Annotated in this window: 19 protein-coding genes; 11 read left to right on the forward strand and 8 right to left on the reverse strand. The window is 32.1% G+C overall.

Annotated features, from left to right (window positions below; all coding sequences use genetic code 11):
- The 5 genes from mnhD1 to SAMSHR1132_RS04230 all read right to left on the reverse strand — a co-directional run bounded on the left by mnhD1 (window position 1) and on the right by SAMSHR1132_RS04230 (window position 5171).
- Entirely contained in the window at window positions 1–1497 is a 1497-nt protein-coding gene (gene mnhD1, locus SAMSHR1132_RS04210; RefSeq protein ID WP_000573091.1) for a Na+/H+ antiporter Mnh1 subunit D, read from the reverse strand.
- A complete protein-coding gene (mnhC1, locus tag SAMSHR1132_RS04215) occupies window positions 1490–1831 on the reverse strand; it encodes a Na+/H+ antiporter Mnh1 subunit C (protein WP_000402803.1) in 342 nt (113 codons plus the stop codon). Before mnhC1 ends, mnhD1 begins: the two co-directional genes overlap by 8 nt.
- Window positions 1831–2259 (reverse strand): Na+/H+ antiporter Mnh1 subunit B, encoded by a 429-nt coding sequence (gene mnhB1 / locus SAMSHR1132_RS04220; RefSeq protein WP_001081626.1) that lies wholly within the window; start codon window positions 2257–2259, stop codon window positions 1831–1833. The genes mnhC1 and mnhB1 overlap by 1 nt, the downstream gene beginning before the upstream one ends.
- On the reverse strand, window positions 2252–4657 hold the full coding sequence (gene mnhA1, locus SAMSHR1132_RS04225) for a Na+/H+ antiporter Mnh1 subunit A (protein ID WP_000054621.1): 2406 nt from the start codon (window positions 4655–4657) through the stop codon (window positions 2252–2254). The genes mnhB1 and mnhA1 overlap by 8 nt, the downstream gene beginning before the upstream one ends.
- Window positions 4658–4787: 130 nt before the next feature.
- A complete protein-coding gene (locus SAMSHR1132_RS04230; RefSeq protein WP_000781158.1) occupies window positions 4788–5171 on the reverse strand; it encodes a kinase-associated lipoprotein B in 384 nt (127 codons plus the stop codon).
- A 63-nt stretch (window positions 5172–5234) separates the two neighbouring features.
- Here SAMSHR1132_RS04230 and SAMSHR1132_RS04235 point away from each other — a divergent pair, with 63 nt between their 5' ends.
- The 5 genes from SAMSHR1132_RS04235 to SAMSHR1132_RS04255 all read left to right on the forward strand — a co-directional run bounded on the left by SAMSHR1132_RS04235 (window position 5235) and on the right by SAMSHR1132_RS04255 (window position 10921).
- On the forward strand, window positions 5235–5828 hold the full coding sequence (locus tag SAMSHR1132_RS04235; protein ID WP_000186341.1) for a peptidylprolyl isomerase: 594 nt from the start codon (window positions 5235–5237) through the stop codon (window positions 5826–5828).
- 383 nt (window positions 5829–6211) lie between these two features.
- On the forward strand, window positions 6212–6589 hold the full coding sequence (gene ygs, locus SAMSHR1132_RS04240) for a S1 domain-containing post-transcriptional regulator Ygs (RefSeq protein ID WP_001067295.1): 378 nt from the start codon (window positions 6212–6214) through the stop codon (window positions 6587–6589).
- A 353-nt stretch (window positions 6590–6942) separates the two neighbouring features.
- Window positions 6943–8070 carry an NADH-dependent flavin oxidoreductase gene (locus SAMSHR1132_RS04245; RefSeq protein WP_000838044.1) on the forward strand — a complete coding sequence of 376 codons (1128 nt, stop codon included), beginning with the start codon at window positions 6943–6945 and terminating at the stop codon, window positions 8068–8070.
- A gap of 307 nt (window positions 8071–8377) precedes the next feature.
- A complete protein-coding gene (locus SAMSHR1132_RS04250) occupies window positions 8378–9568 on the forward strand; it encodes an ornithine--oxo-acid transaminase (RefSeq protein ID WP_000167323.1) in 1191 nt (396 codons plus the stop codon).
- Window positions 9569–9676: 108 nt separating this feature from the next.
- Window positions 9677–10921: a Glu/Leu/Phe/Val family dehydrogenase gene (locus tag SAMSHR1132_RS04255; protein WP_000138487.1), complete on the forward strand. Its 1245-nt coding sequence runs from the start codon at window positions 9677–9679 to the stop codon at window positions 10919–10921.
- Window positions 10922–11239: 318 nt separating this feature from the next.
- On the opposite strand, the gene SAMSHR1132_RS04260 is transcribed toward SAMSHR1132_RS04255, so the two are convergent.
- The 3 genes from SAMSHR1132_RS04260 to SAMSHR1132_RS04270 form a co-directional block, all read right to left on the reverse strand.
- Window positions 11240–12169 carry a glycerophosphodiester phosphodiesterase gene (locus SAMSHR1132_RS04260; RefSeq protein ID WP_014373805.1) on the reverse strand — a complete coding sequence of 310 codons (930 nt, stop codon included), beginning with the start codon at window positions 12167–12169 and terminating at the stop codon, window positions 11240–11242.
- Between the two features lie 242 nt (window positions 12170–12411).
- On the reverse strand, window positions 12412–13791 hold the full coding sequence (argH, locus tag SAMSHR1132_RS04265; RefSeq protein ID WP_000066046.1) for an argininosuccinate lyase: 1380 nt from the start codon (window positions 13789–13791) through the stop codon (window positions 12412–12414).
- Window positions 13781–14986 (reverse strand): argininosuccinate synthase, encoded by a 1206-nt coding sequence (locus tag SAMSHR1132_RS04270; protein WP_000660053.1) that lies wholly within the window; start codon window positions 14984–14986, stop codon window positions 13781–13783. The genes argH and SAMSHR1132_RS04270 overlap by 11 nt, the downstream gene beginning before the upstream one ends.
- A 350-nt stretch (window positions 14987–15336) precedes the next feature.
- On the opposite strand from SAMSHR1132_RS04270, the gene SAMSHR1132_RS04275 reads away from it, so the two are divergent.
- From SAMSHR1132_RS04275 to addA, 6 genes are all read left to right on the forward strand, one after another.
- A complete protein-coding gene (locus SAMSHR1132_RS04275; protein ID WP_000148857.1) occupies window positions 15337–16668 on the forward strand; it encodes a glucose-6-phosphate isomerase in 1332 nt (443 codons plus the stop codon).
- Window positions 16669–17142: 474 nt separating this feature from the next.
- Window positions 17143–17718, forward strand: a complete 576-nt coding sequence (locus tag SAMSHR1132_RS04280; protein WP_000007957.1) for a TVP38/TMEM64 family protein — start codon at window positions 17143–17145, stop codon at window positions 17716–17718.
- A 4-nt stretch (window positions 17719–17722) separates the two neighbouring features.
- On the forward strand, window positions 17723–18247 hold the full coding sequence (gene lepB, locus SAMSHR1132_RS04285; protein WP_000758219.1) for a signal peptidase I: 525 nt from the start codon (window positions 17723–17725) through the stop codon (window positions 18245–18247).
- Between the two features lie 15 nt (window positions 18248–18262).
- Window positions 18263–18838 carry a signal peptidase I gene (gene lepB / locus SAMSHR1132_RS04290; RefSeq protein WP_000711487.1) on the forward strand — a complete coding sequence of 192 codons (576 nt, stop codon included), beginning with the start codon at window positions 18263–18265 and terminating at the stop codon, window positions 18836–18838.
- A 164-nt stretch (window positions 18839–19002) separates the two neighbouring features.
- Window positions 19003–22476, forward strand: coding sequence for a helicase-exonuclease AddAB subunit AddB (addB, locus tag SAMSHR1132_RS04295; RefSeq protein WP_000172335.1), 3474 nt, complete (start codon window positions 19003–19005; stop codon window positions 22474–22476).
- Window positions 22477–26130 carry a helicase-exonuclease AddAB subunit AddA gene (gene addA / locus SAMSHR1132_RS04300; protein WP_000154904.1) on the forward strand — a complete coding sequence of 1218 codons (3654 nt, stop codon included), beginning with the start codon at window positions 22477–22479 and terminating at the stop codon, window positions 26128–26130.
- The last annotated feature ends 152 nt before the right edge of the window (window positions 26131–26282 follow it).

Below are 26282 nucleotides of genomic sequence, written 5' to 3' on the forward strand. Positions count from 1 at the left end.
TTATTTACCTCCTAATACAGCTTTGACGTATGTTGATGGATTATAGAATGTTTCTGCGCCGGATTTTATCATTGGATATAAATAATCTGCGGATAAACCATATAATACTGTTATAGCAACCGCTATAATCGCAATCGTTGTTATATATTTGACGTTGTCTTTTTTATTAAGGTCATAGCCTCTAGGTTGACCGAAAAATCCTTGTAGGAAAATGCGGATAACAGAATATAAAACAACTAAACTAGATAACAAGACAATCACACCACTTAAATAAAAGCCTCTTTCAAATGTCGATTGTACAATATAAAATTTACCATAAAATCCACTTAATGGTGGGATACCAGCTAAACTTAATGCTGCGATAAAGAATGACCAACCAAGTATTGGGTATTGTTTTATTAAGCCACCAAATTGTTTTAAGTCAGGTGTGCCTGTAATTTTAATTATGGTACCGATTAGTAAGAATAAGGCAAGCTTCACTAACATGTCATGTAGTGTATAGTAAATGGCGCCAATCATGCCTGATTCTGTCATCATTGCTACGCCAACTAAAATCACACCGACTGCAATCATGACATTATATAGAATGATTTTTTTAATGTCAGTATACGCAATCGCACCGACACAACCAAAAATAATTGTTAATAGTGCTAAGAATAAAATGACGTAATGTGAGAAACTGACATTATCACTAAAGAATAAACTCAATGTTCTTGCAATCGCATATACGCCAACTTTAGTCAGCAATGCTCCAAAGAACGCAATGATTGGAATAGGGGGCGCATAATATGCACTTGGTAACCAAACAAACATTGGAAAAGCACCAGCTTTAGTAGCAAAAACAAAGATAAATAATATGAATACAATATTTACTAAACCACTATCATGAGCCGAAAGATTAGCTAATTTATTGCTTATGTCTGCTAGATTCAATGTTCCTACTACTGAATATAAAATCGCCACACCCATAACGAAAAATGATGATGAAACGACGTTAACAAGAACATATTTAATCGTTTCTTGTAATTGGATTTTTGTAGATCCGATAACTAATAAGAAATAAGATGACATTAAGAATACTTCAAAGAATACGAATAAGTTGAAAATATCACCAGTCGTAAATGCACCAATGATTCCTATTAGCATAAATAGAACAGAAAAATAATAATAAAATCTTTCGCGTTCTATACCTATTGTTTTAAAAGAATATAATATAACAATTGCTGTAATCAAAATACTAGTAATAATAAGTAGCGCACTAAATATGTCTAAAACAAAGACTATACTATAAGGTGCTTTCCAAGAACCTAGCTCTACGCGTAGAGGTCCATGTTTTACTACGTTAGTTAAATTTATAATCGCCACAATTAGAGTTAATAATGTTCCGCTAAGTGCGACATAACGCTTTATAATAGGACGTTTTCCAATAAAGACAAGTAATATAGCTGTAATTACTGGAATAACAAGCGTTAACACAAGCATATTACTTTCAATCATCTTCTGGAACTCCTTTCATACTTTCAACGTTATCAGTTCCTAATTCTTTGTATGTTCTAAAAGCTAAAACTAAGAAAAAGGCTGTTGTCGCAAAGGCAATTACGATTGCTGTTAATATCAGTGCTTGAGGGATTGGATCAACATAGCTTTTTACATTCGCTTCATAAATTGGAACTGTGCCATGTTTTAATCCGCCCATTGTTATTAAAAATAAATTTGCTGCATGTGTGAGTAGTGTTGTTCCCATAACAATTCGTATCAGACTTTTAGACAAAACGAGATAGACACTAATTGCTGTGAGAATACCACTAACAAAAATCATAATAATTTCCACTATTCGTTCTCTCCAATCGAAATAATAATTGTCATGACTGTACCAACTACTGCACATAGAACTCCGAAATCAAAGAAAACTGCTGTTGTCATATGGACGGGTTCTAAAATAAATAGTGGTATATCAAAGGTAACATGTGTAAAGAAATTTTTACCTAAAAACCAACTTGCTATAGGAGTTGCTATACAAAATACTAATCCAATACCAATTAATATTTTGAAATCTAATGGAAAAATTTTACGCATTGTTTCAATATCAAATGCAATCGTAATGATAACAAGTGAACTTGCAAATAATAATCCGCCAACGAAACCTCCACCAGGTGTATAATGTCCTGCTAAGAAAAGTGAAAAACCAAAGACCATTACCATGAAAAAGATGATAACTGCTGCAAATTGCAAAATTAAATCATTTTGTTGTCTATTCATGATTTTTCACCTCTTTATCTTGAGTTGGACGCTTTTTACGTAATTTAATCATTGTATACACAGCTAAACCTGCGATACCAAGAACAGATGATTCGAATAATGTATCCATACCACGGAAATCAACTAGAATAACGTTAACCATATTTTTACCTTGAGCTAAATCATATACATGCTCTTGATAGAATTTAGAGATTGATTCAAAGTGTCTATTTCCATATGCAATTAAACCGATAATAATGACAGATAATCCAACACCTGTAGCAATTAAGGCATTAGTTAATTGGAATGATCGTTTTTCATTATAGCGATTTAAATTTGGTAAGTGATAGAAACACAATAAGAATAATGCTGTTGAAATCGATTCAACTACAAATTGTGTTAATGCTAAATCAGGTGCTTTAAAGAATATAAACAATACTGAAACAGCATAACCAACTGCACTTAACATAATAATGCTAAATAGTCTAGATTTAGCAAATAGAATTAAAAATGCAGCACTAAGTAATAGCACAACAATGCAAACTTCAAAAATTCTAATAGGGCTTACATCTTTAAAATTAATATAGAACGGTACAGAAAATACAGTGATAAATGTTAATAAGATTAAAGTGCCGAAAATGATAACTAAATTATTACGTGAATAATCTGTAACATAACTATTTGTCATTTTTTCAGAGTAACCAGGAATAGTTTGAGCACTTCTGTTGTACCAATAATTGAACGTTAATTTACCAGGTTGACGTTGTAATAATTTTACCCAGTAACTAAACGTTACAATAAGTAATATTCCTAAAATGTAAATCAATAGTGTTGATAAAAATGCTGGCGTTAAACCGTGGAACATATGGAATTCAACATCATCTATTACTGTATGGTTAATTGCTGAAGTTGCTGGTTCTATGATTGAATTTGTTAATAAACCTGGGAATAATCCGAATACAATCACTAATGTAGCTAAAATAGCTGGTGATAAAAGCATTAAAATAGAAACTTCGTGTGCTTTTTTAGGTAATTGCTCAGGTTTATATTGTCCGAAAAATATATGCATTATAAATTTAATTGAATATACAAATGTGAAGATACTACCTACGATACCAATGATTGGGAATAAATAGCCTAAAGCATCAACACTAAATAAATTTGCTTGACTCGCTGTAAACGTTGTCTCTAAAAATGATTCTTTTGATAAGAAGCCATTGAACGGTGGCACTCCAGCCATACTAAGTGCTGTAATGACTGTTATTGTAAATGAGATAGGCATAATTGTAAGCAAGCCGCCTAATTTTTTTACATCACGTGTACCAGTAGAATGATCAACTGCACCAGTAATCATAAATAGGGCACCTTTAAAAGTCGCATGGTTAATTAAATGGAATATTGCAGCTGTAAATGCAGCAGCATATATTTTACTGTCATCGCCTTGATAGTGATAACTAATGGCACCGATTCCAAGCATTGCCATAATCATACCCAACTGTGATACTGTTGAGAATGCAAGAATACCTTTTAAGTCTTGTTGCTTCGTTGCATTTAGCGAAGCCCAGAATAAAGTGATTAGACCGACAAGAGTGACAGTCCAAATCCAACCTTGTGATGCTGCGAAGATTGGTGTCATTCGAGCAATTAAATATAGCCCAGCTTTAACCATTGTCGCTGAGTGAAGATAAGCACTGACTGGTGTAGGAGCTTCCATTGCATCTGGTAACCAAATATAAAATGGAAATTGTGCTGACTTTGTAAAAGCACCAATCATAATTAAAATCATCGCGAAAATAAAGAATGGACTATCTTGAATTTCAGCAGCATGTTTAATCATATATTGAATACTAAATGATTGTGTTGGTATAGCGAGTAAGATAATACCACCTAATAATGATAAGCCACCAAACACTGTAATAATGAGCGATTTTTGAGCACCATATATAGATGCTTGTCGTTCGCGCCAAAATGAAATAAGTAAAAAACTAGAAAATGATGTTAACTCCCAGAATAAATACAAAATAATGACATTATCTGAAAGTACGACACCTAACATCGCACCCATAAATAGTAATAAATAACAATAAAAATTCCCTAGTTGTTCTGACTTACTTAAGTAGCCGATTGAATATAATACGACTAAACTGCCGATTCCAGAAATAAGCAAACTAAAGAGTAAACCTAAGCCATCAAGGTATAAATCAAAGTTCATACCGAAATGAGGCATCCAATTTAAGGTTTTCATTACAGTATTACCTGACATCGTCGTTTGAATTAGCGTTAGCATATAGATAAAGATAACGATAGGTACAGGTAACACGAACCATCCTAAGTGTATACGTTTGAAAAATTTATACAGGATAGGAATAATGAGTGCGAATATTAACGGTAATACCACCGCAATATGTAACAAACTCACTATGTTGTCCTCCTTTAAAAAATATTTATGTTATCCATTATACATGATTGATATACATCTGAAAAACGTCCACACTCCTTGTTACGCTTTATTTTCAGAAGTATTTAAATAAGAAGAAACGCGTCAATTTTTATTTAAAATTTTCTTTATATTGAATGGAATAATCTTCTTTTAGACGTGCTAAACTTGCTAATGACATTTCAGCATGTTTTGTTTGTTGCGCTTTTAATTTAGTTTCTAAATTTGTGATTGCTTGTTGAAGCGAATCTTCATAACGTAATTGTTCAACATTAAATTCTCTTAGTTGTGATCGTTTTGCATAGCGTTTTTCGAAATGACTTAGTGCTTTACGCTCATGGAAGAATACACCTTCAGTTTCTGTAGGATTATGCAAATCACCTTGTTTTGGATGTTTAATAACTTGTTCAACTTTAACAAGAACATCGTCTCCATTTTCCTCAACAATTGTGACACCATAACTTCCAGTTTTGTGTGAAAATCGATACAGCTTCATGCTATTTTCCTCCCTTAAAAGTATGTTAATATATATGTATCATAACATGAATGGAGAATATAAATGACTAACTATCCACAGTTAAATAAAGAAGTACAACAAGGTGAAATCAAAGTTGTGATGCACACAAATAAAGGTGACATGACATTTAAACTCTTTCCAAATATTGCACCAAAGACAGTTGAAAATTTTGTGACGCATGCGAAAAATGGTTATTATGATGGTATAACTTTCCACCGTGTCATTAATGATTTTATGATTCAAGGTGGCGACCCAACTGCAACTGGTATGGGTGGAGAAAGTATTTATGGTGGTTCATTTGAAGATGAATTTTCATTAAATGCCTTTAATTTATATGGTGCTTTATCAATGGCAAATTCAGGTCCAAATACAAATGGTTCACAGTTTTTCATTGTACAAATGAAAGAAGTACCACAAAATATGTTAAGCCAACTTGCTGATGGTGGATGGCCACAACCAATTGTTGATGCATATGGTGAAAAAGGTGGTACGCCTTGGTTGGATCAAAAACATACAGTATTTGGGCAATTGATTGATGGAGAATCAACGCTTGAAGATATTGCAAATACAAAAGTGGGGCCACAAGATAAACCACTTCATGATGTTGTAATTGAATCAATCGATGTTGAAGAATAAAATGATTATTTAACAATAAAGTATTTGTATTTTTTGTTTAAATTATTACAATCGAATTAGTAATAATCAATCTAAATTTATAATCTAACATATGAAGTAACCTCGAAAATTTATCTAACCAAGCATAGATGTCTAATGTAAATATGCTTGGGTGATAACATAATTGAGGTTGCTTTTTATTTTAAGTAATAGTTTCATTTTTAAGAGTAAACCCATTGAATACGTCTTTTAAATTTGTTTTTATTTGTTTTTTAATTACAAGACAGCTAGTATCTAATTCATTTATAAAATAATATTCGAATGATTTGATGTTTTAATTAGTCCACCATTTCTATTTATGCTATGATAATAGTGTTAAGTAAACGAAATAAGGGGTTATTAAGTTGAATAACTACAAAATTGGCCAACATATCAAGGTGCGTGTAACTGGTATTCAACCTTATGGTGCGTTTGTTGAGACCCCTAATCATACTGAAGGACTGATTCATATATCAGAAATTATGGATGACTACGTTCATAATTTGAAGAAATTTCTATCAGAAGGCCAAATTGTTAAAGCTAAAATTTTGTCTATAGATGATGAAGGAAAGCTCAATCTATCATTAAAAGATAATGATTACTTCAAAAATTATGAGCGTAAGAAGGAAAAACAATCAGTATTAGATGAAATCAGAGAAACAGAAAAATATGGGTTTCAAACACTTAAAGAACGCTTACCAATCTGGATTAAACAGTCAAAGCGATCAATTCGAAACGACTAAATGAACAGATAAATCGTACCGAAATCATACAAAGGGTCTGAAATGAAAGTTTCTAAGACTAATGAAAAAGGTTAGTATCTATTGTTATTAAATGGGTACTAATCTTTTTTGTTGTATCAACTTAAAATAATTCTATTGTTAAAATGTGATTTTTATATACTAACAAGTGAGAACCTCTATATTGTTGTTACCTCTAAAACAAAGTATACATTTAATGTTTTAACAGATTTTAAAAATGAGCATGATAATTAAAAAGAACAAAACCTCAATGATTTAATTTATAAACAGATAATTGGTGAATGATAAAAAATCATGTTATAGTCAATTCAATATTTTTAAGGAGGAATTAAGTAATGAAAAGTAAATATGAACCATTGTTTGATAAAGTAGAATTACCAAATGGCGTAGTGTTAAAAAATCGTTTCGTGTTAGCCCCTTTAACACATATTTCTTCAAATGATGACGGTACAATTTCAGATGTAGAACTTCCTTATATTGAAAAACGTTCACAAGACGTTGGCTTATCTATTAATGCAGCAAGTAATGTGAGTGATGTTGGAAAAGCATTTCCAGGACAGCCATCAATTGCACATGATAGTGATATTGAAGGACTTAAAAGATTAGCATCAGTAATGAAGAAAAATGGCGCTAAAGCACTCGTACAAATACATCATGGCGGTGCCCAAGCATTGCCTGAATTAACACCTGATGGAGACGTCATAGCACCAAGTCCAATTTCTTTAAAAAGTTTCGGTCAAAAACAAGAACATAGTGCTAGAGAAATGACGAATGAAGAGATTGAACAAGCAATCAAAGACTTTGGAGATGCTACACGACGAGCAATTGAAGCTGGATTTGATGGCGTTGAAATTCACGGTGCAAATCATTACTTAATTCATCAATTCGTATCTCCTTATTACAATAGAAGAAATGATGTCTGGGCTAACCAATATAAATTCCCAGTTGCTGTTATTGAAGAAGTGCTTAAAGCGAAAGAACAATATGGTAATAAAGACTTTATTGTAGGATATAGATTGTCTCCAGAAGAAGCGGAATCTCCAGGAATCACAATGGAAATTACTGAAGAATTAGTTACAACAATTAGCCAAATGCCCATCGACTATATTCATGTATCGATGATGGATACTCATGCAACGACACGAGAAGGTAAATATGCTGGCCAAGAACGCTTACCACTAATTCATAAATGGATAAATGGACAAATGCCTCTTATTGGCATTGGGTCTATTTTCACTGCTGATGAAGCTTTAGATGCAGTTGAAAATGTTGGCATAGAATTAGTAGCAATTGGTCGTGAATTACTTTTAGATTATCAATTTATTGAGAAAATTAAAGATGGACGCGAAGATGAAATTATAAATTATTTTGATCCAGAAAGAGAAGATAATCATCATTTGACACCTAATTTATGGAAACAATTTAATCAGGGATTTTACCCATTACCACAAAAAGATAAATAGGCGTTTAAAACATACCACTAACACAATTGTACATGCAATATGTTAGTGGTTTTTAATTTTTATTAATTAAAATTATCATAAGAAATTATACTTTTGGCTAAGTGTAAAATTTTCAATTCTTTTGCTTGTAATCATTAAAGTAATTATGTCATTATTAATGTAAGGGTTTTCAAAATAGACAAATTTAATGAAATAAAGTTAATGATTCATCTTTTGTGGTGAAAAAGTATCTGCTTTGAAAACTAATGTAATTATTTGGATAATGTTTCATGTATAATAGTTATAAATGATGAAAAGGGGAGATATGATGACTAAATCTGAAAAAATTATTGAGTTAACAAATCATTACGGGGCACATAATTATTTACCATTGCCAATTGTCATTTCAGAAGCTGAAGGGGTATGGGTTAAAGATCCTGAAGGCAATAAATATATGGATATGCTATCTGCATATTCTGCTGTTAACCAAGGTCATAGACATCCGAAAATTATTCAAGCATTAAAAGATCAAGCTGATAAAGTTACTTTAGTTTCACGTGCTTTTCACAGTGATAATTTAGGTGAATGGTACGAAAAAATTTGTAAATTAGCAGGTAAAGATAAAGCATTACCAATGAATACAGGCGCTGAAGCAGTAGAAACAGCTTTAAAAGCAGCACGTCGTTGGGCATATGATGTTAAGGGTATTGAACCAAATAAGGCAGAAATTATAGCATTTAATGGTAACTTCCATGGTCGTACGATGGCACCTGTGTCGTTATCTTCAGAAGCAGAATATCAACGTGGTTACGGTCCGTTATTAGATGGATTTAGAAAAGTAGATTTCGGTGATGTAGAAGCACTAAAAGCAGCGATAAATGAAAATACTGCAGCGATTTTAGTTGAACCAATTCAAGGTGAAGCAGGTATTAATATACCACCAGAAGGTTATTTAAAAGCAATAAGAGAATTATGTGATGAACATAATGTGTTATTTATTGCTGATGAAATCCAAGCAGGATTGGGACGTTCAGGAAAATTGTTTGCCACGGATTGGGACAATGTGAAACCAGATGTATACATTTTAGGTAAAGCTCTTGGCGGTGGAGTATTCCCAATATCAGTTGTATTAGCTGATAAAGAAGTATTAGATGTCTTTACTCCAGGTTCACATGGGTCTACATTTGGTGGTAATCCTCTTGCTTGTGCGGCATCTATTGCTGCATTGGATGTTATTGTCGATGAAGATTTACCAGGACGCTCATTAGAATTAGGTGAGTATTTTAAAGAACAATTAAAACAAATTGAACATCCTTCAATTAAAGAAGTTCGTGGACGTGGATTATTCATTGGTGTTGAACTGAATGAAAGTGCTAGACCTTACTGTGAAGCATTAAAAGAAGCAGGTTTATTATGTAAAGAGACACATGATACAGTTATTCGTTTTGCACCACCATTAATTATTACTAAAGAAGAATTGGACCTTGCACTTGAAAAAATTAGACATGTATTTCAATAATGTCAAAAAGTTGTAACAATCAGTTTGTAAGGGCTTTAAAAAGAAATACGTTATGTTACAATATGTTTGAAAGCGAAATCATTAGGTAAAGAAGAGGCGAAAAGGATCATGACTGAGAACAATAATTTAGTAACTTCTACTCAAGGAATTATTAAAGAAGCATTGCATAAATTGGGATTTGACGAAGGTATGTATGATTTGATTAAAGAACCATTAAGAATGTTGCAAGTACGTATTCCAGTTCGTATGGATGATGGTACTGTTAAAACATTTACTGGTTACCGTGCACAACATAATGATGCAGTCGGACCAACAAAAGGTGGCGTACGTTTCCACCCTGACGTAGATGAAGAAGAAGTAAAAGCATTATCAATGTGGATGACATTGAAGTGCGGTATTGTAAACTTACCATACGGTGGTGGTAAAGGTGGCATCGTTTGTGATCCACGTCAAATGAGTATTCATGAAGTTGAACGCTTATCTCGAGGATATGTTAGAGCAATTTCACAATTCGTTGGTCCAAACAAAGATATTCCAGCACCAGACGTATTTACAAACTCACAAATTATGGCTTGGATGATGGACGAATATAGTGCATTAGATAAATTTAATTCTCCAGGTTTCATTACAGGTAAACCAATTGTTTTAGGTGGTTCTCACGGACGTGATAGATCTACAGCACTTGGTGTAGTTATTGCGATTGAACAGGCTGCAAAGCGTCGTAATATGCAAATTGAAGGTGCCAAAGTTGTCATTCAAGGTTTCGGTAATGCCGGAAGTTTCTTAGCTAAATTCTTATATGATTTAGGTGCAAAAATTGTAGGTATCTCTGATGCATACGGTGCATTACACGATCCAAACGGCTTAGACATAGATTATTTATTAGATCGTCGTGATAGTTTTGGTACAGTAACAAATCTATTTGAAGAAACAATATCAAATAAAGAATTGTTTGAATTAGATTGCGATATTTTAGTACCAGCAGCTATTTCAAACCAAATTACAGAAGATAACGCGCATGATATTAAAGCGAGTATCGTTGTTGAGGCAGCTAATGGTCCAACAACACCAGAAGCGACACGCATTTTAACGGAACGCGGTATATTATTAGTTCCTGATGTATTGGCGAGTGCTGGTGGTGTAACAGTTTCTTACTTCGAATGGGTACAAAATAACCAAGGTTATTATTGGTCAGAGGAAGAAGTTAACGAAAAATTACGTGAAAAACTAGAGGCTGCATTCGACACAATTTATGAATTGTCTCAAAATAGAAAAATTGATATGAGATTGGCAGCATATATTATAGGTATTAAGCGTACAGCAGAAGCGGCAAGATATCGTGGCTGGGCGTAATTAAATATTTAGTGAGATTTAAAAAGGTTATTTCTATTTGGTAAAGATAGAAATAACCTTTTTAGTTTTACTTTATTAGATAAACATGTTTGTGTGGGAACTCAATATAGTTTAAAACATTGTAGTATTACAATGGTAAAGGGACTTCAAAAAAAATGCAGTTGCTAATTAGTTGTACATTCATATACATGGTGACATATATAAGCAGCAGTAAGATATCTTCTAATTGAAAAATATCTTACTGCTGTTTTTCTGTAAAAATAACAAAGAGCTTTTCTAATTTTTAAGTTTAATTTTCTTATTGAAAATAAATAAATCTTACTTAATGACTTCTTTATATTTATCAGCAAAATTTGTAAATACACCATCGACACCATATTCATTTAATCGTTGCATATCAGCTTTTTCGTTTACAGTATATGGATGTACTAAAAAGCCTAAATCTTTTAAATGATGTGTATTTTGTTCATTTAAATCAGTAAAGTCAGGACCTATGCCAATAGCATAAGAACGTATTTCTTTCAAACGCTGTTCGTTAAATTGTTGTAGTTCACCTTTATCAACTAACTTTACAAGTGGCACGTGCTTATTTTGTTTATGAATTTTCTTCAGACTTGCATCAGAAAAAGATTGGATCATGACATGTCCTTTTTTTAGTTTATTATTATTTAAAAGGTGATGTTTTTTCAATGACTCCAATAATTGTTCTTCCATACCAGGGTATACTTCAGGTGATTTTGTTTCAATATAGTAATTTGCATTCGGACCATAACGTTCTAAAATTTCATCTAAAGTTGGCACTTTGGCATTTTTATAACTTGCCTTTGCATATTTCGGATACTTTTTATTGAACCAGCTACCAGCATCTAATTGTTTTAATTCATCAAGTGTATAGTCCTCAACTCTACCATGACCGTTAGTCGTTCGATTAACAGTTTCATCATGCATGGCAACTAAGTGCCCATCCTTTGTACGTTGTAAGTCAATTTCAATGTAAGAAGCTTTTAATTCATTATGACTCTTATCATACGATTGGAAGGTATGTTCAGGTGCATAGCCACTAGCTCCACGATGTGCAATTGTTGTCAAACGTTCGTTCGTTAGGTTGGTTTGCCATTTTATTGCCTGTGGTTTGTTTGCAATATGATTCATTTGTTCAGCACCAGCAGTAGGTACTGATAAAAATCCCATAGTAAAAACAGCGGAAGCAGCCATAAATTTAGTGAAGCTTTTCGAAGAGTTTGTCATAGTCATTGTCCTTTCATCTCTATTTTTTAGTATGACAATTTAAAAATACTATAAAACTTTCTTTATGAAAACGCTTTACACATTTATTTTACAATTTATAACATGACTGTAATATAAATTTAAAAGAATTATCAAATATTTTAGGTATTTTAAAAAATAATTCACAATTCATAAATCAATGCAGAAAAATACCCACTTGCCATTTGAGATGACGAAGTGGGTAAATATATTTAAAACCGTAATTAATCTTTTAATAATTGTTTGGCAACCTCAATTTGTTGTTTTACAGCATCTTGACCAGTTGAACCGTAGCTTTGACGACGTTTTAAACAATTTTCAGGCTGTAAATAGTCATAAATATCTGCATCAATACTTGAATGATGTTGTTGGTATGTTTCTAATGGTACATCTAATAAATAATGACCTTGTTGTATACATTCTAAAACGATTTTTCCAACAATTTCATGTGCAGTTCTAAATGGAATATTTTTAGTCACTAAATAGTCTGCAAGTTCCGTTGCGTTTGAAAAATCTTCTTTAACAGTTTGATTTAATCGATCTTTATTAATCGTCATTGTTTCAATCATACCTTCAAAGATACGTAAAGAACCTTTTATGGTATGAACTGCATCAAATAAACCTTCTTTATCTTCTTGCATATCTTTATTATATGCTAAAGGTAAGCCTTTTAAAGTCATAAGCATACTCATTAAATGTCCAGTAGTACGTCCAACTTTACCTCTGATTAATTCGGCCATATCAGGATTTTTCTTTTGTGGCATAATTGATGAGCCAGTAGAAAAAGCATCTGATAATGTAATAAATTTAGCTTCATCTGTAGACCAGAAAATAATTTCTTCTGCAAAGCGTGATAAGTGAACCATTGTTAAAGAGATATTGTGCAATGTTTCAATAATATAGTCTCTATCACTGACTGCATCTAAACTGTTTTCGTATAGACTGCCAAAGTTCAACAATGTTGTTGTTTCATGTCTATCGATAGGGTATGTGGTACCACTTAAAGCTGCTGCACCTAAAGGATTCATATCGATTCGTTTTAAACTATCTTCAAAACGTTGTTGATCTCGTTGTAACATCCAAAAATAAGTCATAATATGATGTGCGAACGAAATCGGCTGTGCACGTTGCAAATGCGTGTAACCTGGCATAATTGTGTCGATATTATTAGAAGCGATGTCGACTATAACACCTTGTAATGACTTAATTAATGCAATGATATCCTGAACTTGTTTCTTAGTGTATAAGTGCATGTCTGTTGCGACTTGATCATTTCTACTACGTCCAGTATGCAACTTACCACCAGCATCACCAACACGTTTAATTAATTCATGTTCAATATTTAAATGAATGTCTTCTAATGATGCACTAAATTGAATTTTGTCTTTATGATAATCATTTTGAATAGACTGTAATCCTTTGATAATCTGTTCGCTGTCATGTTGGCTAATAATGCCTTGATTCGCAAGCATTGTTGCATGTGCAATGCTACCTTCGATATCTTGATCTATGAGCGTTTGGTCGAAGGTAATGGAAGCATTAAAGTCATCAACCCATTCTTCTGGTTGTACTTCAAATCTACCGCCCCATGCTTTATTGCTCATTGCTATAGCCTCCATGTAGCATCGCATTTACTTGAGTAGGTAAACCATAGATATCGATAAAGCCAACAGCAGCGTCTTGATTAAATGCATCTTCTTTTGTATAAGTTGCTAATTTTTCATCATACAATGTATAAGGTGATTTTCTACCATTCACGATGGCATTACCTTTGAATAATTTAATTCTGACATCACCACTTACGTATTGCTGCGTACTATCAATAAATAATTTTAAGCTATCAGTTAAAGGTGAGAACCAAAGTCCATTGTATAGTTGTTCAGCAAATTGCTTCTCAATGATAGGTTTAAAGTGTGCGACATCTTTCGTTAACGTAATAGTTTCTAATGCTTTATGCGCTTTTAAAATAACTTCTGCAGCAGGTGCTTCATAAATTTCTCTTGATTTGATACCTACAAGTCTATTTTCTACATGGTCAATTCTTCCGATACCATGCTTACCAGCTAATGCATTCAACGTTAAAATCAAATCATCTAACTGATATGGTTTGCCGTCAATTTGTACAGGGATACCTTTTTCAAACGTTAAAATGATTTCATCAGCAGTATCTGGTGTTTCTTCTAAAGCATTTGTTAGATCGAATGCATCCTCTGGTGGTGCAGCATAAGGATCTTCTAAAATACCACATTCATTCGCTCTACCCCATAAATTTTGATCGATAGAATAAGGTGAATCATGATTAATTGATACCGGAATATTATGTTTAATTGCATAATCAATTTCTTCTTCACGACTCCATGCCCACTCACGTACAGGTGCGGATGCTTTCAATGATGGATTTAAAGCTTTGATTGCAACTTCAAAACGTACTTGGTCATTCCCTTTACCAGTACAACCATGTGCAATACCTACTGAATTTGTTTTCTCAGCAATTTCTACTAATTTTTTAGCGATTAACGGTCTAGATAAAGCAGAAACTAATGGATATGCATTTTCATACATTAAATTTCCTTTGATTGCATAACTTACATACTCGTCACTAAATTCTTTTGTCGCATCAATAATATGACATTCAACAGCTCCCATATCTAAAGCTTTTTTATACACGATATCTAAATCTTTACCTTCACCAACATCTAGGCAACACGCAACTACATCGTAACCTTTGTCGATGAGCCATTGAACGGCGACACTTGTATCTAGTCCTCCTGAATATGCTAAAACAATTTTCTCTTTCATAAAATTCACCTCATTGTAGTTATCTGAATATTTCGTATGAACACATAATAGCAGACTTTTTATGAAAATAAAACCATTATTTTACATATTTATTCATTTATAGATGTGTGAGTGTTTGGTTTAGTTTCTTAAAATGCTGATATATCAATATTTAAAAGAGTGTTTGAATATATGTAATTTGTATAAAAAATGTTTATGTGATAATGGATGATTTTTAAAGTTAATTAAAAATTATGTGTGAAACGTCACATAAATATCAATTTTATTGCTTAAGTACAAACTTGTGAATTGAATCGCAAACGTAAACTTAGTAAAATTAAGTTATTAAATAAAACAGGAGGCTTTTATAGATGACTCATATTCAATTAGATTTTAGTAAAACTTTAGAATTTTTCGGTGAACACGAATTAAAACAACAACAAGAAATTGTAAAGTCAATTCACAAAACAATTCATGAAGGTACTGGTGCTGGAAGCGACTTCTTAGGCTGGGTTGATTTACCAGTTGATTACGATAAAGAAGAATTTTCAAGAATTGTTGAAGCATCAAAACGCATTAAAGAAAATTCTGATGTTTTAGTAGTCATCGGTATTGGTGGTTCATATTTAGGTGCACGTGCAGCAATCGAAATGTTAACGTCATCATTTAGAAACAGCAATGAATACCCTGAAATTGTATTTGTTGGTAATCACTTATCATCAACATACACTAAAGAATTAGTTGATTATTTATCAGATAAAGATTTCTCAGTTAACGTTATTTCTAAATCTGGTACAACAACAGAACCAGCAGTTGCATTTAGATTGTTCAAGCAATTAGTTGAAGAAAAATACGGTAAAGAAGAAGCGAAGAAACGTATTTTTGCAACGACAGATAAAGAAAAAGGTGCTTTAAAACAATTAGCTACAAATGAAGGCTATGAAACATTTATCGTACCTGATGATGTTGGTGGAAGATATTCTGTTTTAACAGCAGTAGGTTTATTACCAATAGCGACAGCTGGAATTAATATTGAAGCTATGATGATTGGTGCTGCAAAAGCACGTGAAGAATTATCTTCAGATAAATTAGAAGAAAATATTGCATATCAATATGCGACAATTCGAAACATTTTATACGCAAAAGGATATACAACAGAAATGTTGATCAATTATGAACCGTCTATGCAATACTTCAATGAATGGTGGAAACAATTATTTGGTGAATCTGAAGGTAAAGACTTCAAAGGTATTTATCCTTCAAGTGCCAATTACACAACTGACTTACATTCATTAGGTCAATATGTACAAGAAGGTCGTCGCTTCTTATTCGAAACTGTGGTCAAAGTAAATCATCCTAAGTATGATATTACAATTGAAAGCGACAGCGATGATTTAGATGGGTTAAATTATTTAGCAGGTAAAACAATTGACGATGTAAACACTAAAGCATTTGAAGGTACTTTATTAGCGCATACTGATGGTGGGGTTCCTAACATGGTAGTAAACATTCCACAATTGGATGAGGAAACTTTCGGTTACGTTGTATACTTCTTCGAATTAGCATGTGCTATGAGTGGATACCAATTAGGCGTGAATCCATTTAACCAACCAGGCGTAGAAGCGTATAAACAAAATATGTTCGCATTATTAGGTAAACCTGGATTTGAAGACTTGAAAAAAGAATTAGAAGAGCGTTTATAATTATATGAACAATACATTACCTCAATGATTAGTGATGTATAAAATGGTATATATTTCGAGCTGAGTATTAAGTTTATCGATAAAAATGAAAAGGCAATTTCTATTAGAGTTATTCAAATAGAAGTTGTCTTTTTTTATTATTAAAACCTTGTTTGGTATAGAATTGAGTTACATGTATTGAGTATTAAATGTGAAGTGTAAGTATAGAGCGTCAGTAAGATAATGTTACCGAGGTTGTCATTTTAGAAGTATCGGCAACCTCGCTTATATTTTTATGCAAAAACTATTTAACTAGCTAATGTGACAAGATGTTAAGAGAAAATTAAAGAAAAAATAACATCTGTCATACAACAATATTGTTATACTACTAGAGACTGATTTATTAACATGACTACATGTTAATGTTTCTTTACTTTGTAAATAACTTTATAATGAAAGAATAATTATCTTTAGCCAAAGAAAGGGATTGATGATTTGTCATTTCATCAAATAGAAGAATGGTTTGAGATATTTCGACAGTTTGGCTATTTACCAGGATTTATTTTGCTATATATTAGAGCGATTATCCCAGTATTTCCACTAGCACTTTATATTTTAATTAATATTAAAGTCTATGGTTCTATTTTAGGCATAATAATTAGTTGGCTTGGGTTAATTGCTGGAACATTCACGGTCTATTTAATATGTAAACGATTAGTAAACACTGAAAAGATGCAGCATATTAAACAAAGAACTGCTGTCCAACGGTTAATTAGTTTTATTGATCGACAAGGATTAATACCATTATTTATTTTACTTTGTTTCCCTTTTACACCAAATACATTAATTAATTTTGTAGCGAGTTTGTCCCATATTAGACCTAAATATTATTTTATTGTTTTAGCATCATCTAAATTAATTTCGACTATTATTTTAGGTTATTTAGGAAAAGAAATTACTACAATCTTTACCCACCCTTTACGAGGATTACTAATGTTAGCCATATTAGTTGTATTTTGGATTGTTGGCAAAAAGCTAGAACAGCATTTTATGGGTTCAAAAAAGGAGTGACAAGGTGAAAAAAGTTGTTAAATATTTGATTTCAGTTATACTTGCTATTATTATTGTACTGTTCATTCAAACATTTGTAATAGTGGGTCATGTCATTCCGAATAATGATATGTCACCAACCCTTGACAAAGGGGATCGTGTTATCGTAAATAAAATTAAAGTCACATTTAATCAATTAAATAATGGTGATATCATTACATATAGGCGTGGTAACACGATATATACAAGTCGAATAATTGCCAAACCTGGTCAATCGATGGCATTTCGTAATGGCCAATTATACCGTGATGATCGACCAGTAGATGCATCTTATGCCAAAAACAGAAAAATAAAAGACTTTAGTTTGCGCAATTTTAAAGAATTAGATGGTGATATTATTCCGCCAAATAATTTTGTTGTGTTAAATGATCAGGATCATAACAAACACGATTCTAGACAATTTGGTTTAATCGATAAAAAGGATATTATTGGTAATATTAGTTTACGATATTATCCTTTTTCAAAATGGACTGTTCAGTTCAAATCATAAAAAGAGGTGTCAAAATTGAAAAAAGAAATATTGGAATGGATTATTTCTATTGCAGTAGCCTTGGTTATTTTATTTATAGTTAGTAAATTCATCGCTACACCATATACGATTAAAGGTGAGTCGATGGATCCAACATTGAAAGATGGCGAACGTGTTGCTGTAAATATCATCGGATATAAAACTGGTGGCTTGGAAAAAGGTAATGTCATTGTTTTCCATGCAAATAAACAAGATGATTATGTAAAACGTGTCATCGGTGTTCCTGGCGATAAAGTTGAATATAAAAATGATACTTTATATGTCAATGGAAAAAAACAAGATGAACCTTATTTAAACTACAATTTAAAACATAAACAAGGTGATTATATAACTGGAACGTTCCAAGTGAAAAATTTACCAAATGCAAATCCTAAATCAAATGTTATTCCAAAAGGTAAGTATTTAGTTTTAGGAGATAATAGAGAAGTAAGTAAAGATAGTCGTGCATTTGGTCTTATTGACGAAGATCAAATCGTTGGTAAAGTTTCATTTAGATTCTGGCCATTCAGCGAATTTAAATATAATTTTAATCCTGAAAACACTAAAAATTAATACTGAGTAATTAAAACATCGTTTATCGGTTTCAAATCTGATAAACGATGTTTTATTTTTTGAGGAAAATTTTAAAATGAAATGCTCCACGTAACGAAACAATTAATAAATCAAACACAATCACTTTATGTTAAAATATGTGTCAAAGGAAGTGAGGGTTTGTCATGACATTACATGCTTATTTAGGAAGAGCTGGAACAGGTAAGTCTACGAAAATGTTATCTGAAATAAAACAAAAAATGAAACAAGATCCACTCGGAGATCCAATCATTTTAATTGCACCAACACAAAGTACATTTCAATTAGAACAAGCCTTTGTTAACGATTCAGAATTAAATGGTAGCCTAAGAACAGAAGTGCTGCATTTTGAGCGCTTAAGTCACCGTATTTTCCAAGAAGTTGGTAGTTATAGTGAACAAAAACTATCTAAAGCTGCAATGGAAATGATGATTTATAATATTGTTCAAGAACAGCAACAGCATTTAAAGTTATACCAATCACAAGCGAAATATTATGGGTTCAGTGAAAAATTAGCTGAACAAATTCAAGACTTTAAAAAATATGCAGTAACACCTGATCATTTAAATCAGTTTATAACTGACAATCATGTACAGACTCGAACGAAACATAAATTAGAAGATATTGCTTTAATATATCGTGATTTTGAGCAACGCATTCAAAATGAATTTATTACCGGTGAAGATGCATTGCAAAAATTTATTGATTGTATGTCAAAGTCGGAATGGCTTAAAAAGGCAGATATATACATTGATGGCTTTCATAACTTTTCAACAATTGAATATTTAATTATAAAAGGATTAATAGAGAACGCGAAAAGTGTAACCATTATATTGACAACGGACGGTAATCAAGATCAATTCAGTTTGTTTAGAAAGCCTTCAGAAGTATTGAGACATATTGAGGAAATTGCCAATGAATTAAATATTACAATAGATCGTCAATATTTTAATCAACAATATCGATTTACGAATCAAGATTTAAAACATCTTGAGCAGCAATTCGATGCACTACAAATTAATCAAGAGTCATGCGAAGGGCATATTGATATTTTAGAATCTGCCACAATGAGAGAAGAAATAAATGAAATTGCGAGGCGAATCATTGTAGATATACGAGATAAGCACTTAAGATATCAAGATATCGCTATTTTATATCGTGACGAAGCATATGCTTATTTATTTGAGTCAATTTTACCGCTTTATGATATTCCATTTAACATTGATACGAAGCGCTCGATGACGCACCATCCAGTTATGGAAATGATTCGTTCACTTATTGAAGTTATTCAATCAAATTGGCATGTTAATCCAATGTTACGCTTGCTTAAAACGGATATATTAACTTCTCAAATTAAAAATAGTGTTTACTTAGTAGATTTACTTGAAAATTTTGTATTGGAAAGAGGTATATATGGCAAGCGTTGGTTAGATGATGATTTATTTAATGTTGAACATTTTAGTAAAATGGGGCGAAAAGCACATAAATTGACAGAGGACGAACGTAACACATTTGAACAAGTTGTTAAATTGAAAAAAGATGTAATCGATAAAATTTTGCATTTTGAAAATCAAATGTCAAAAGCAAATACTGTAAGAACATTCGCAACTGCGTTTTATGAGAGTATGGAATATTTTGAATTACCAAATCAATTAATGACAGAGAGAGACGAGCTTGATTTGAATGGTAAGCATGAGAAGGCAGAAGAAATAGATCAAATTTGGAATGGCTTAATTCAAATCCTTGACGACTTAGTTCTAGTATTTGGAGATGAACCGATGTCTATGGAACGTTTTTTAGAAGTATTTGATATTGGTTTAGAACAATTAGAATTTGTTATGATACCGCAAACATTGGACCAAGTTAGTATTGGTACGATGGATTTGGCTAAAGTAGACAATAAACAACATGTTTATTTAGTAGGTATGAACGACGGTACCTTGCCACAGCCAGTAACTGCGTCAAGCTTGATTACAGATGAAGAAAAGAAATACTTTGAACAACAAGCAAATGTTGAGCTAAGTCCAACATCAGATATATTGCAAATGGATGAAGCTTTTGTTTGTTATATAGCTATGACAAGAGCGAGACAAGACGTAACATTTTCATATAGTTTAATGGGATCAAGTGGTGATGACAAAGAAATTAGTCCATTTTTAAAGCAAATTCAAAATTTATATCATCAACTTGAAATTACAAATATTCCACGTTATCACGAAGTAGCACCGTTATCACTTATGCAACATGTTAAGCAAACAAAAATTGCATTATTTGAAGCATTACGATCATGGTTAGATGATGAAATTGTCGCCGATAGTTGGTTAGATGCATACCAAGTGATTCGCGATAGTGATGATTTAAATCAAGGACTAGATTATTTAATGTCAGCATTAACTTTTGATAATGAAACTGTACAATTAGGCGAAACACTTTCAAAAGATTTATACGGTAAAGAAATCAATGCCAGTGTCTCCCGTTTTGAGGGCTACCAACAATGTCCATTTAAACATTATGCTTCGCATGGTTTGAAATTAAATGAACGAACAAAATATGAACTTCAAAACTTTGATTTAGGTGACATTTTCCACTCTGTTTTAAAATATATTTCTGAGCGCATCAACGGTGATTTTAAACAGCTAGATCTTAAAAAAATTAGACAATTAACGAATGAAGCATTGGAAGAAATTTTACCTAAAGTTCAGTTTAATTTGTTAAATTCTTCGGCATATTATCGTTATTTATCTCGACGCATAGGTGCAATTGTTGAAACAACGCTTAGTGCTTTAAAATATCAAGGCACATATTCTAAATTTATGCCAAAATATTTTGAAACGAGTTTTAGAAGGAAGCCAAGAGCAAACGATGAGTTAATAGCACAAACATTAACGACGTCACAAGGTATACCAATCAATATTAGAGGACAAATTGACCGTATCGATACGTATACAAAAGATGACACAAGTTTTGTTAATATTATTGACTATAAATCATCTGAGGGAAGTGCGACACTCGATTTAACGAAAGTATATTATGGAATGCAAATGCAAATGATGACATATATGGATATCGTTTTACAAAATAAACAGCGTCTTGGATTAACAGATATTGTGAAACCAGGGGGATTATTATATTTCCATGTACATGAACCTAGAATTAAATTTAAATCATGGGCAGATATTGATGAAGATAAATTAGAACAAGACTTAATTAAAAAGTTTAAGCTTAGTGGTTTAGTGAATGCAGACCAAGCTGTTATCGATGCATTAGATATTCGTTTAGAACCTAAATTTACATCAGATATAGTGCCGGTTGGTTTGAATAAAGATGGCTCGTTAAGTAAAAGGGGTAGTCAAGTAGCAGATGAAGAGACTATCTATAAATTTATCCAGCACAATAAAGAGAATTTTATAGAAACTGCTTCAAATATAATGGATGGGCATACTGAAGTTGCGCCTTTGAAATATAAACAAAAATTGCCATGTGCATTTTGTAGTTATCAATCGGTATGTCATGTTGATGGCATGATAGATAGTAAACGATACCGTTCAGTTGATGAAACGATAAATCCAATAGAAGCGATTCAAAATATAAACATTGATGATTTTGGGGGTGAGCAATAAATGACGATTCCAGAGAAGCCACAAGGTGTGATATGGACAGATGCTCAGTGGCAAAGCATATATGCTTCAGGACAAGATGTGCTTGTTGCAGCAGCCGCTGGATCAGGTAAAACTGCTGTATTAGTTGAACGAATTATACAAAAGATTTTACGCGATGGTATAGATGTTGATCGACTGTTAGTGGTAACTTTTACAAACTTAAGTGCACGTGAAATGAAACATCGTGTTGATCAACGTATTCAAGAGGCTTCAATTGCTGATCCTATGAACACGCATTTGAAAAATCAACGCATTAAAATTCATCAAGCGCAAATATCTACGTTACATAGTTTTTGTTTAAAATTAATTCAACAACATTATGATGTATTGAATATTGATCCGAATTTTAGAACTAGTAGCGAAGCGGAAAATATATTGCTGTTGGAACAAACAATTGATGAAGTAATTGAGCAACACTATGATATCCTTGACCCTGCATTTATAGAATTAACAGAACAGTTATCTTCGGATAGAAGCGATGATCAATTTCGTGCAATCATCAAGCAGTTGTATTTCTTTAGTATAGCGAACCCCAATCCTTCACAATGGTTAGACCAATTAGTACTTCCATATCAAGATGAAGCGCAACAAGAACAATTAATCCAATTATTAACAAATTTATCGAAAGTATTCTTAACAGCGGCAAATGACGCTTTAAATAAATCATATGACTTATTTAGTATGATGGATGGGGTTGAAAAGCACTTAGCAATCATAGAAGATGAGAGACGTTTAATGGCGCGTGTTCTTGAAGATGGAATTATTGATATATCTTTTTTAACGGGGCATGAATTCGGTGCGCGTTTACCTAATGTAACAGCGAAGATTAAAGAAGCGAATGAAATGATGGTAGATGCTTTAGAGGATGCTAAACTTCAATATAAAAAATACAAATCGTTAATTGATAAAGTTAAAAATGATTACTTTTCAAGAGAAGCTAATGATTTAAAAGAAGATATGCAACTATTGGCACCACGTGTAAAATATCTTGCGCGTATTGTTAAAGATGTGATGTCAGAATTTAACCGTAAAAAACGTAGTAAAAATATTTTAGACTTTTCTGATTATGAACATTTTGCATTACAAATTTTAACAAATGAAGATGGAACGCCATCAGAAATCGCAGAATCATATCGTCAACATTTTCATGAAATCTTAGTTGATGAATACCAAGATACAAATAGAGTTCAGGAGAAAATATTATCTTGTATTAAAATTGGAGATGAACAAAACGGTAATTTATTTATGGTGGGAGATGTTAAGCAATCCATTTATAAATTTAGACAAGCTGATCCAAGTCTATTTATTGAAAAATATCAGCGATTTACCTTAGATGGAGCAGGTAGTGGACGTCGAATTGATTTATCGCAAAATTTCCGCTCTAGAAAAGAAGTATTAGCAACAACAAACTATTTGTTCAAGCATATGATGGATGAACAGGTAGGCGAAGTGAATTATGATGCAGCAGCGCAATTATACTATGGTGCTCCATTTGATGAAACAAACTATCCAGTTAACTTAAAAGTATTAGTTGAAGCGAATCAAGAACATAGTGACTTAACTGGAAGTGAACAAGAAGCGCACTTTATTGTAGAACAAGTTAAAGATATTTTAGAGCATCAAAAGGTTTATGATATGAAATCTCAAAGTTATCGAAGTGCGACTTATAAAGATATCGTCATCTTAGAACGAAGTTTTGGACAAGCTAGAAATTTACAACAAGCTTTTAAAAATGAAGATATTCCATTTCATGTAAATAGTCGTGAAGGTTACTTTGAGCAAACTGAAGTACGATTAGTATTGTCGTTTTTAAGAGCGGTAGATAACCCATTACAAGATATTTATTTAGTAGGTTTAATGCGTTCCGTTATTTATCAATTTAAAGAAGATGAATTAGCACAAATTAGAATTTTAAGTCCCAATGATGATTATTTCTATCAATCGATAGTGAATTATATTAAGGATGAAGAAGCAGATACAGCCTTGGTTGAAAAATTAAAATTATTTTTAAAAGACATTAAGCGTTATCAGCAATATAGTCAAGATCATCCTGTATATCAGTTAATCGATCAATTTTATAACGATCATTATGTTATTCAATATTTTAGTGGATTAATTGGTGGTCGAGGACGTCGTGCTAATTTATATGGACTTTTTAATAAAGCAATTGAATTTGAAAATTCTAGTTTTAGAGGTTTGTATCAGTTTATTCGATTTATTGACGAACTCATCGATAGAGGTAAAGATTTTGGTGAGGAAAATGTTGTAGGTCCAAATGACAATGTTGTTCGAATGATGACTATTCATAGTAGTAAAGGTCTAGAATTTCCATTTGTTATTTATTCTGGACTTTCCAAAGATTTTAATAAACGTGATTTGAAACAACCAGTAATTTTAAATCAACAATATGGTCTTGGAATGGATTATTTTGATGTTGAAAAAGAAATGGCATATCCGTCATTAGCATCAGTTGCATATAAAGCAGTTGCCGAAAAAGAACTTGTGTCAGAAGAAATGCGTTTAATTTATGTAGCATTGACTCGTGCTAAAGAGCAGCTTTATTTAATTGGTAGAGTGAAAAATGACAAGTCTTTACAAGAGTTAGAGCAACTATCTATATCTGGTGAACATATTGCTGTAAATGAGCGACTAACATCTCCAAATCCGTTTCAACTTATATATGGTATTCTAGCGAAACATCAATCTACTTCACTTCCTGATGATTTAAAGTTTGAAAAAGATATTATGCAAGTTGAAGATAGTAGTCGACCAAATGTAAAAATTGCTGTTGAATATTTTGAAGACATATCTACTGAAGCGGTTTTAGAAAACGATGAATATCATTCTGTAAATCAGTTAAAAGAAATGACAAAAGGAAATGAAGACACTAAAGCTAAAATTAAATATCAGCTGTCTTATCAATATCCATATGAACAAGATACATTAAAGCCTTCAAAGCAATCTGTATCTGAATTAAAACGACAATTGGAAACAGAAGAAAGTGGAACAAGTTATGAACGAGTAAGGCAATATCGCATAGGCTTTTCTACATATGAACGTCCTAAATTTTTAAGTGAACAAGGTAAAAGAAAAGCAAATGAAATAGGAACTTTAATGCACACTGTAATGCAACATTTACCATTTAAAATGGAACGTTTATCAGAAGTTGAGTTGAATTTGTACATTGACGATTTAATCGATAAGCATATTATCGAACAAGATGCGAAAAAAGATATACGTGTGAATGAAATTATGTCATTTATTAATAGTGACTTGTATTTATCTATTGCTCAGGCTGATCAAGTATACAGAGAGTTACCATTTGTTGTTAATCAAGCATTAGTAGATCAATTGCCTCCGACAGATGAAGATGCATCTATTATTCAAGGAATGATTGACTTAATATTTGTTAAAAATGGTGTACATTACTTTGTAGACTATAAAACAGATGCATTTAATCGTCGCCGCGGTATGACAGATGAAGAAATTGGTGCACAACTGAAAAATAAATATAAAATCCAAATGAAATATTACCAAAATACATTGCAAACGATTTTAAATACAGATGTTAAAGGATATTTATATTTCTTTAAATTTGGAACTTTACAGCTATAATTTTTATTTTTAAAAACAATAAAAAATTTTTTGGATGATGTATAAAATCCTTTAGCTAGAACCATCTCAGGTCATTTTCAAAATTGTCTTACTCATTTATTTGTTATTTGATAACGAAAAAAGTTATAATGTGAATTAAGATAAAGATGAGG

It is taken from the genome of Staphylococcus argenteus (assembly GCF_000236925.1).
GTDB classification, from domain to species: domain Bacteria; phylum Bacillota; class Bacilli; order Staphylococcales; family Staphylococcaceae; genus Staphylococcus; species Staphylococcus argenteus.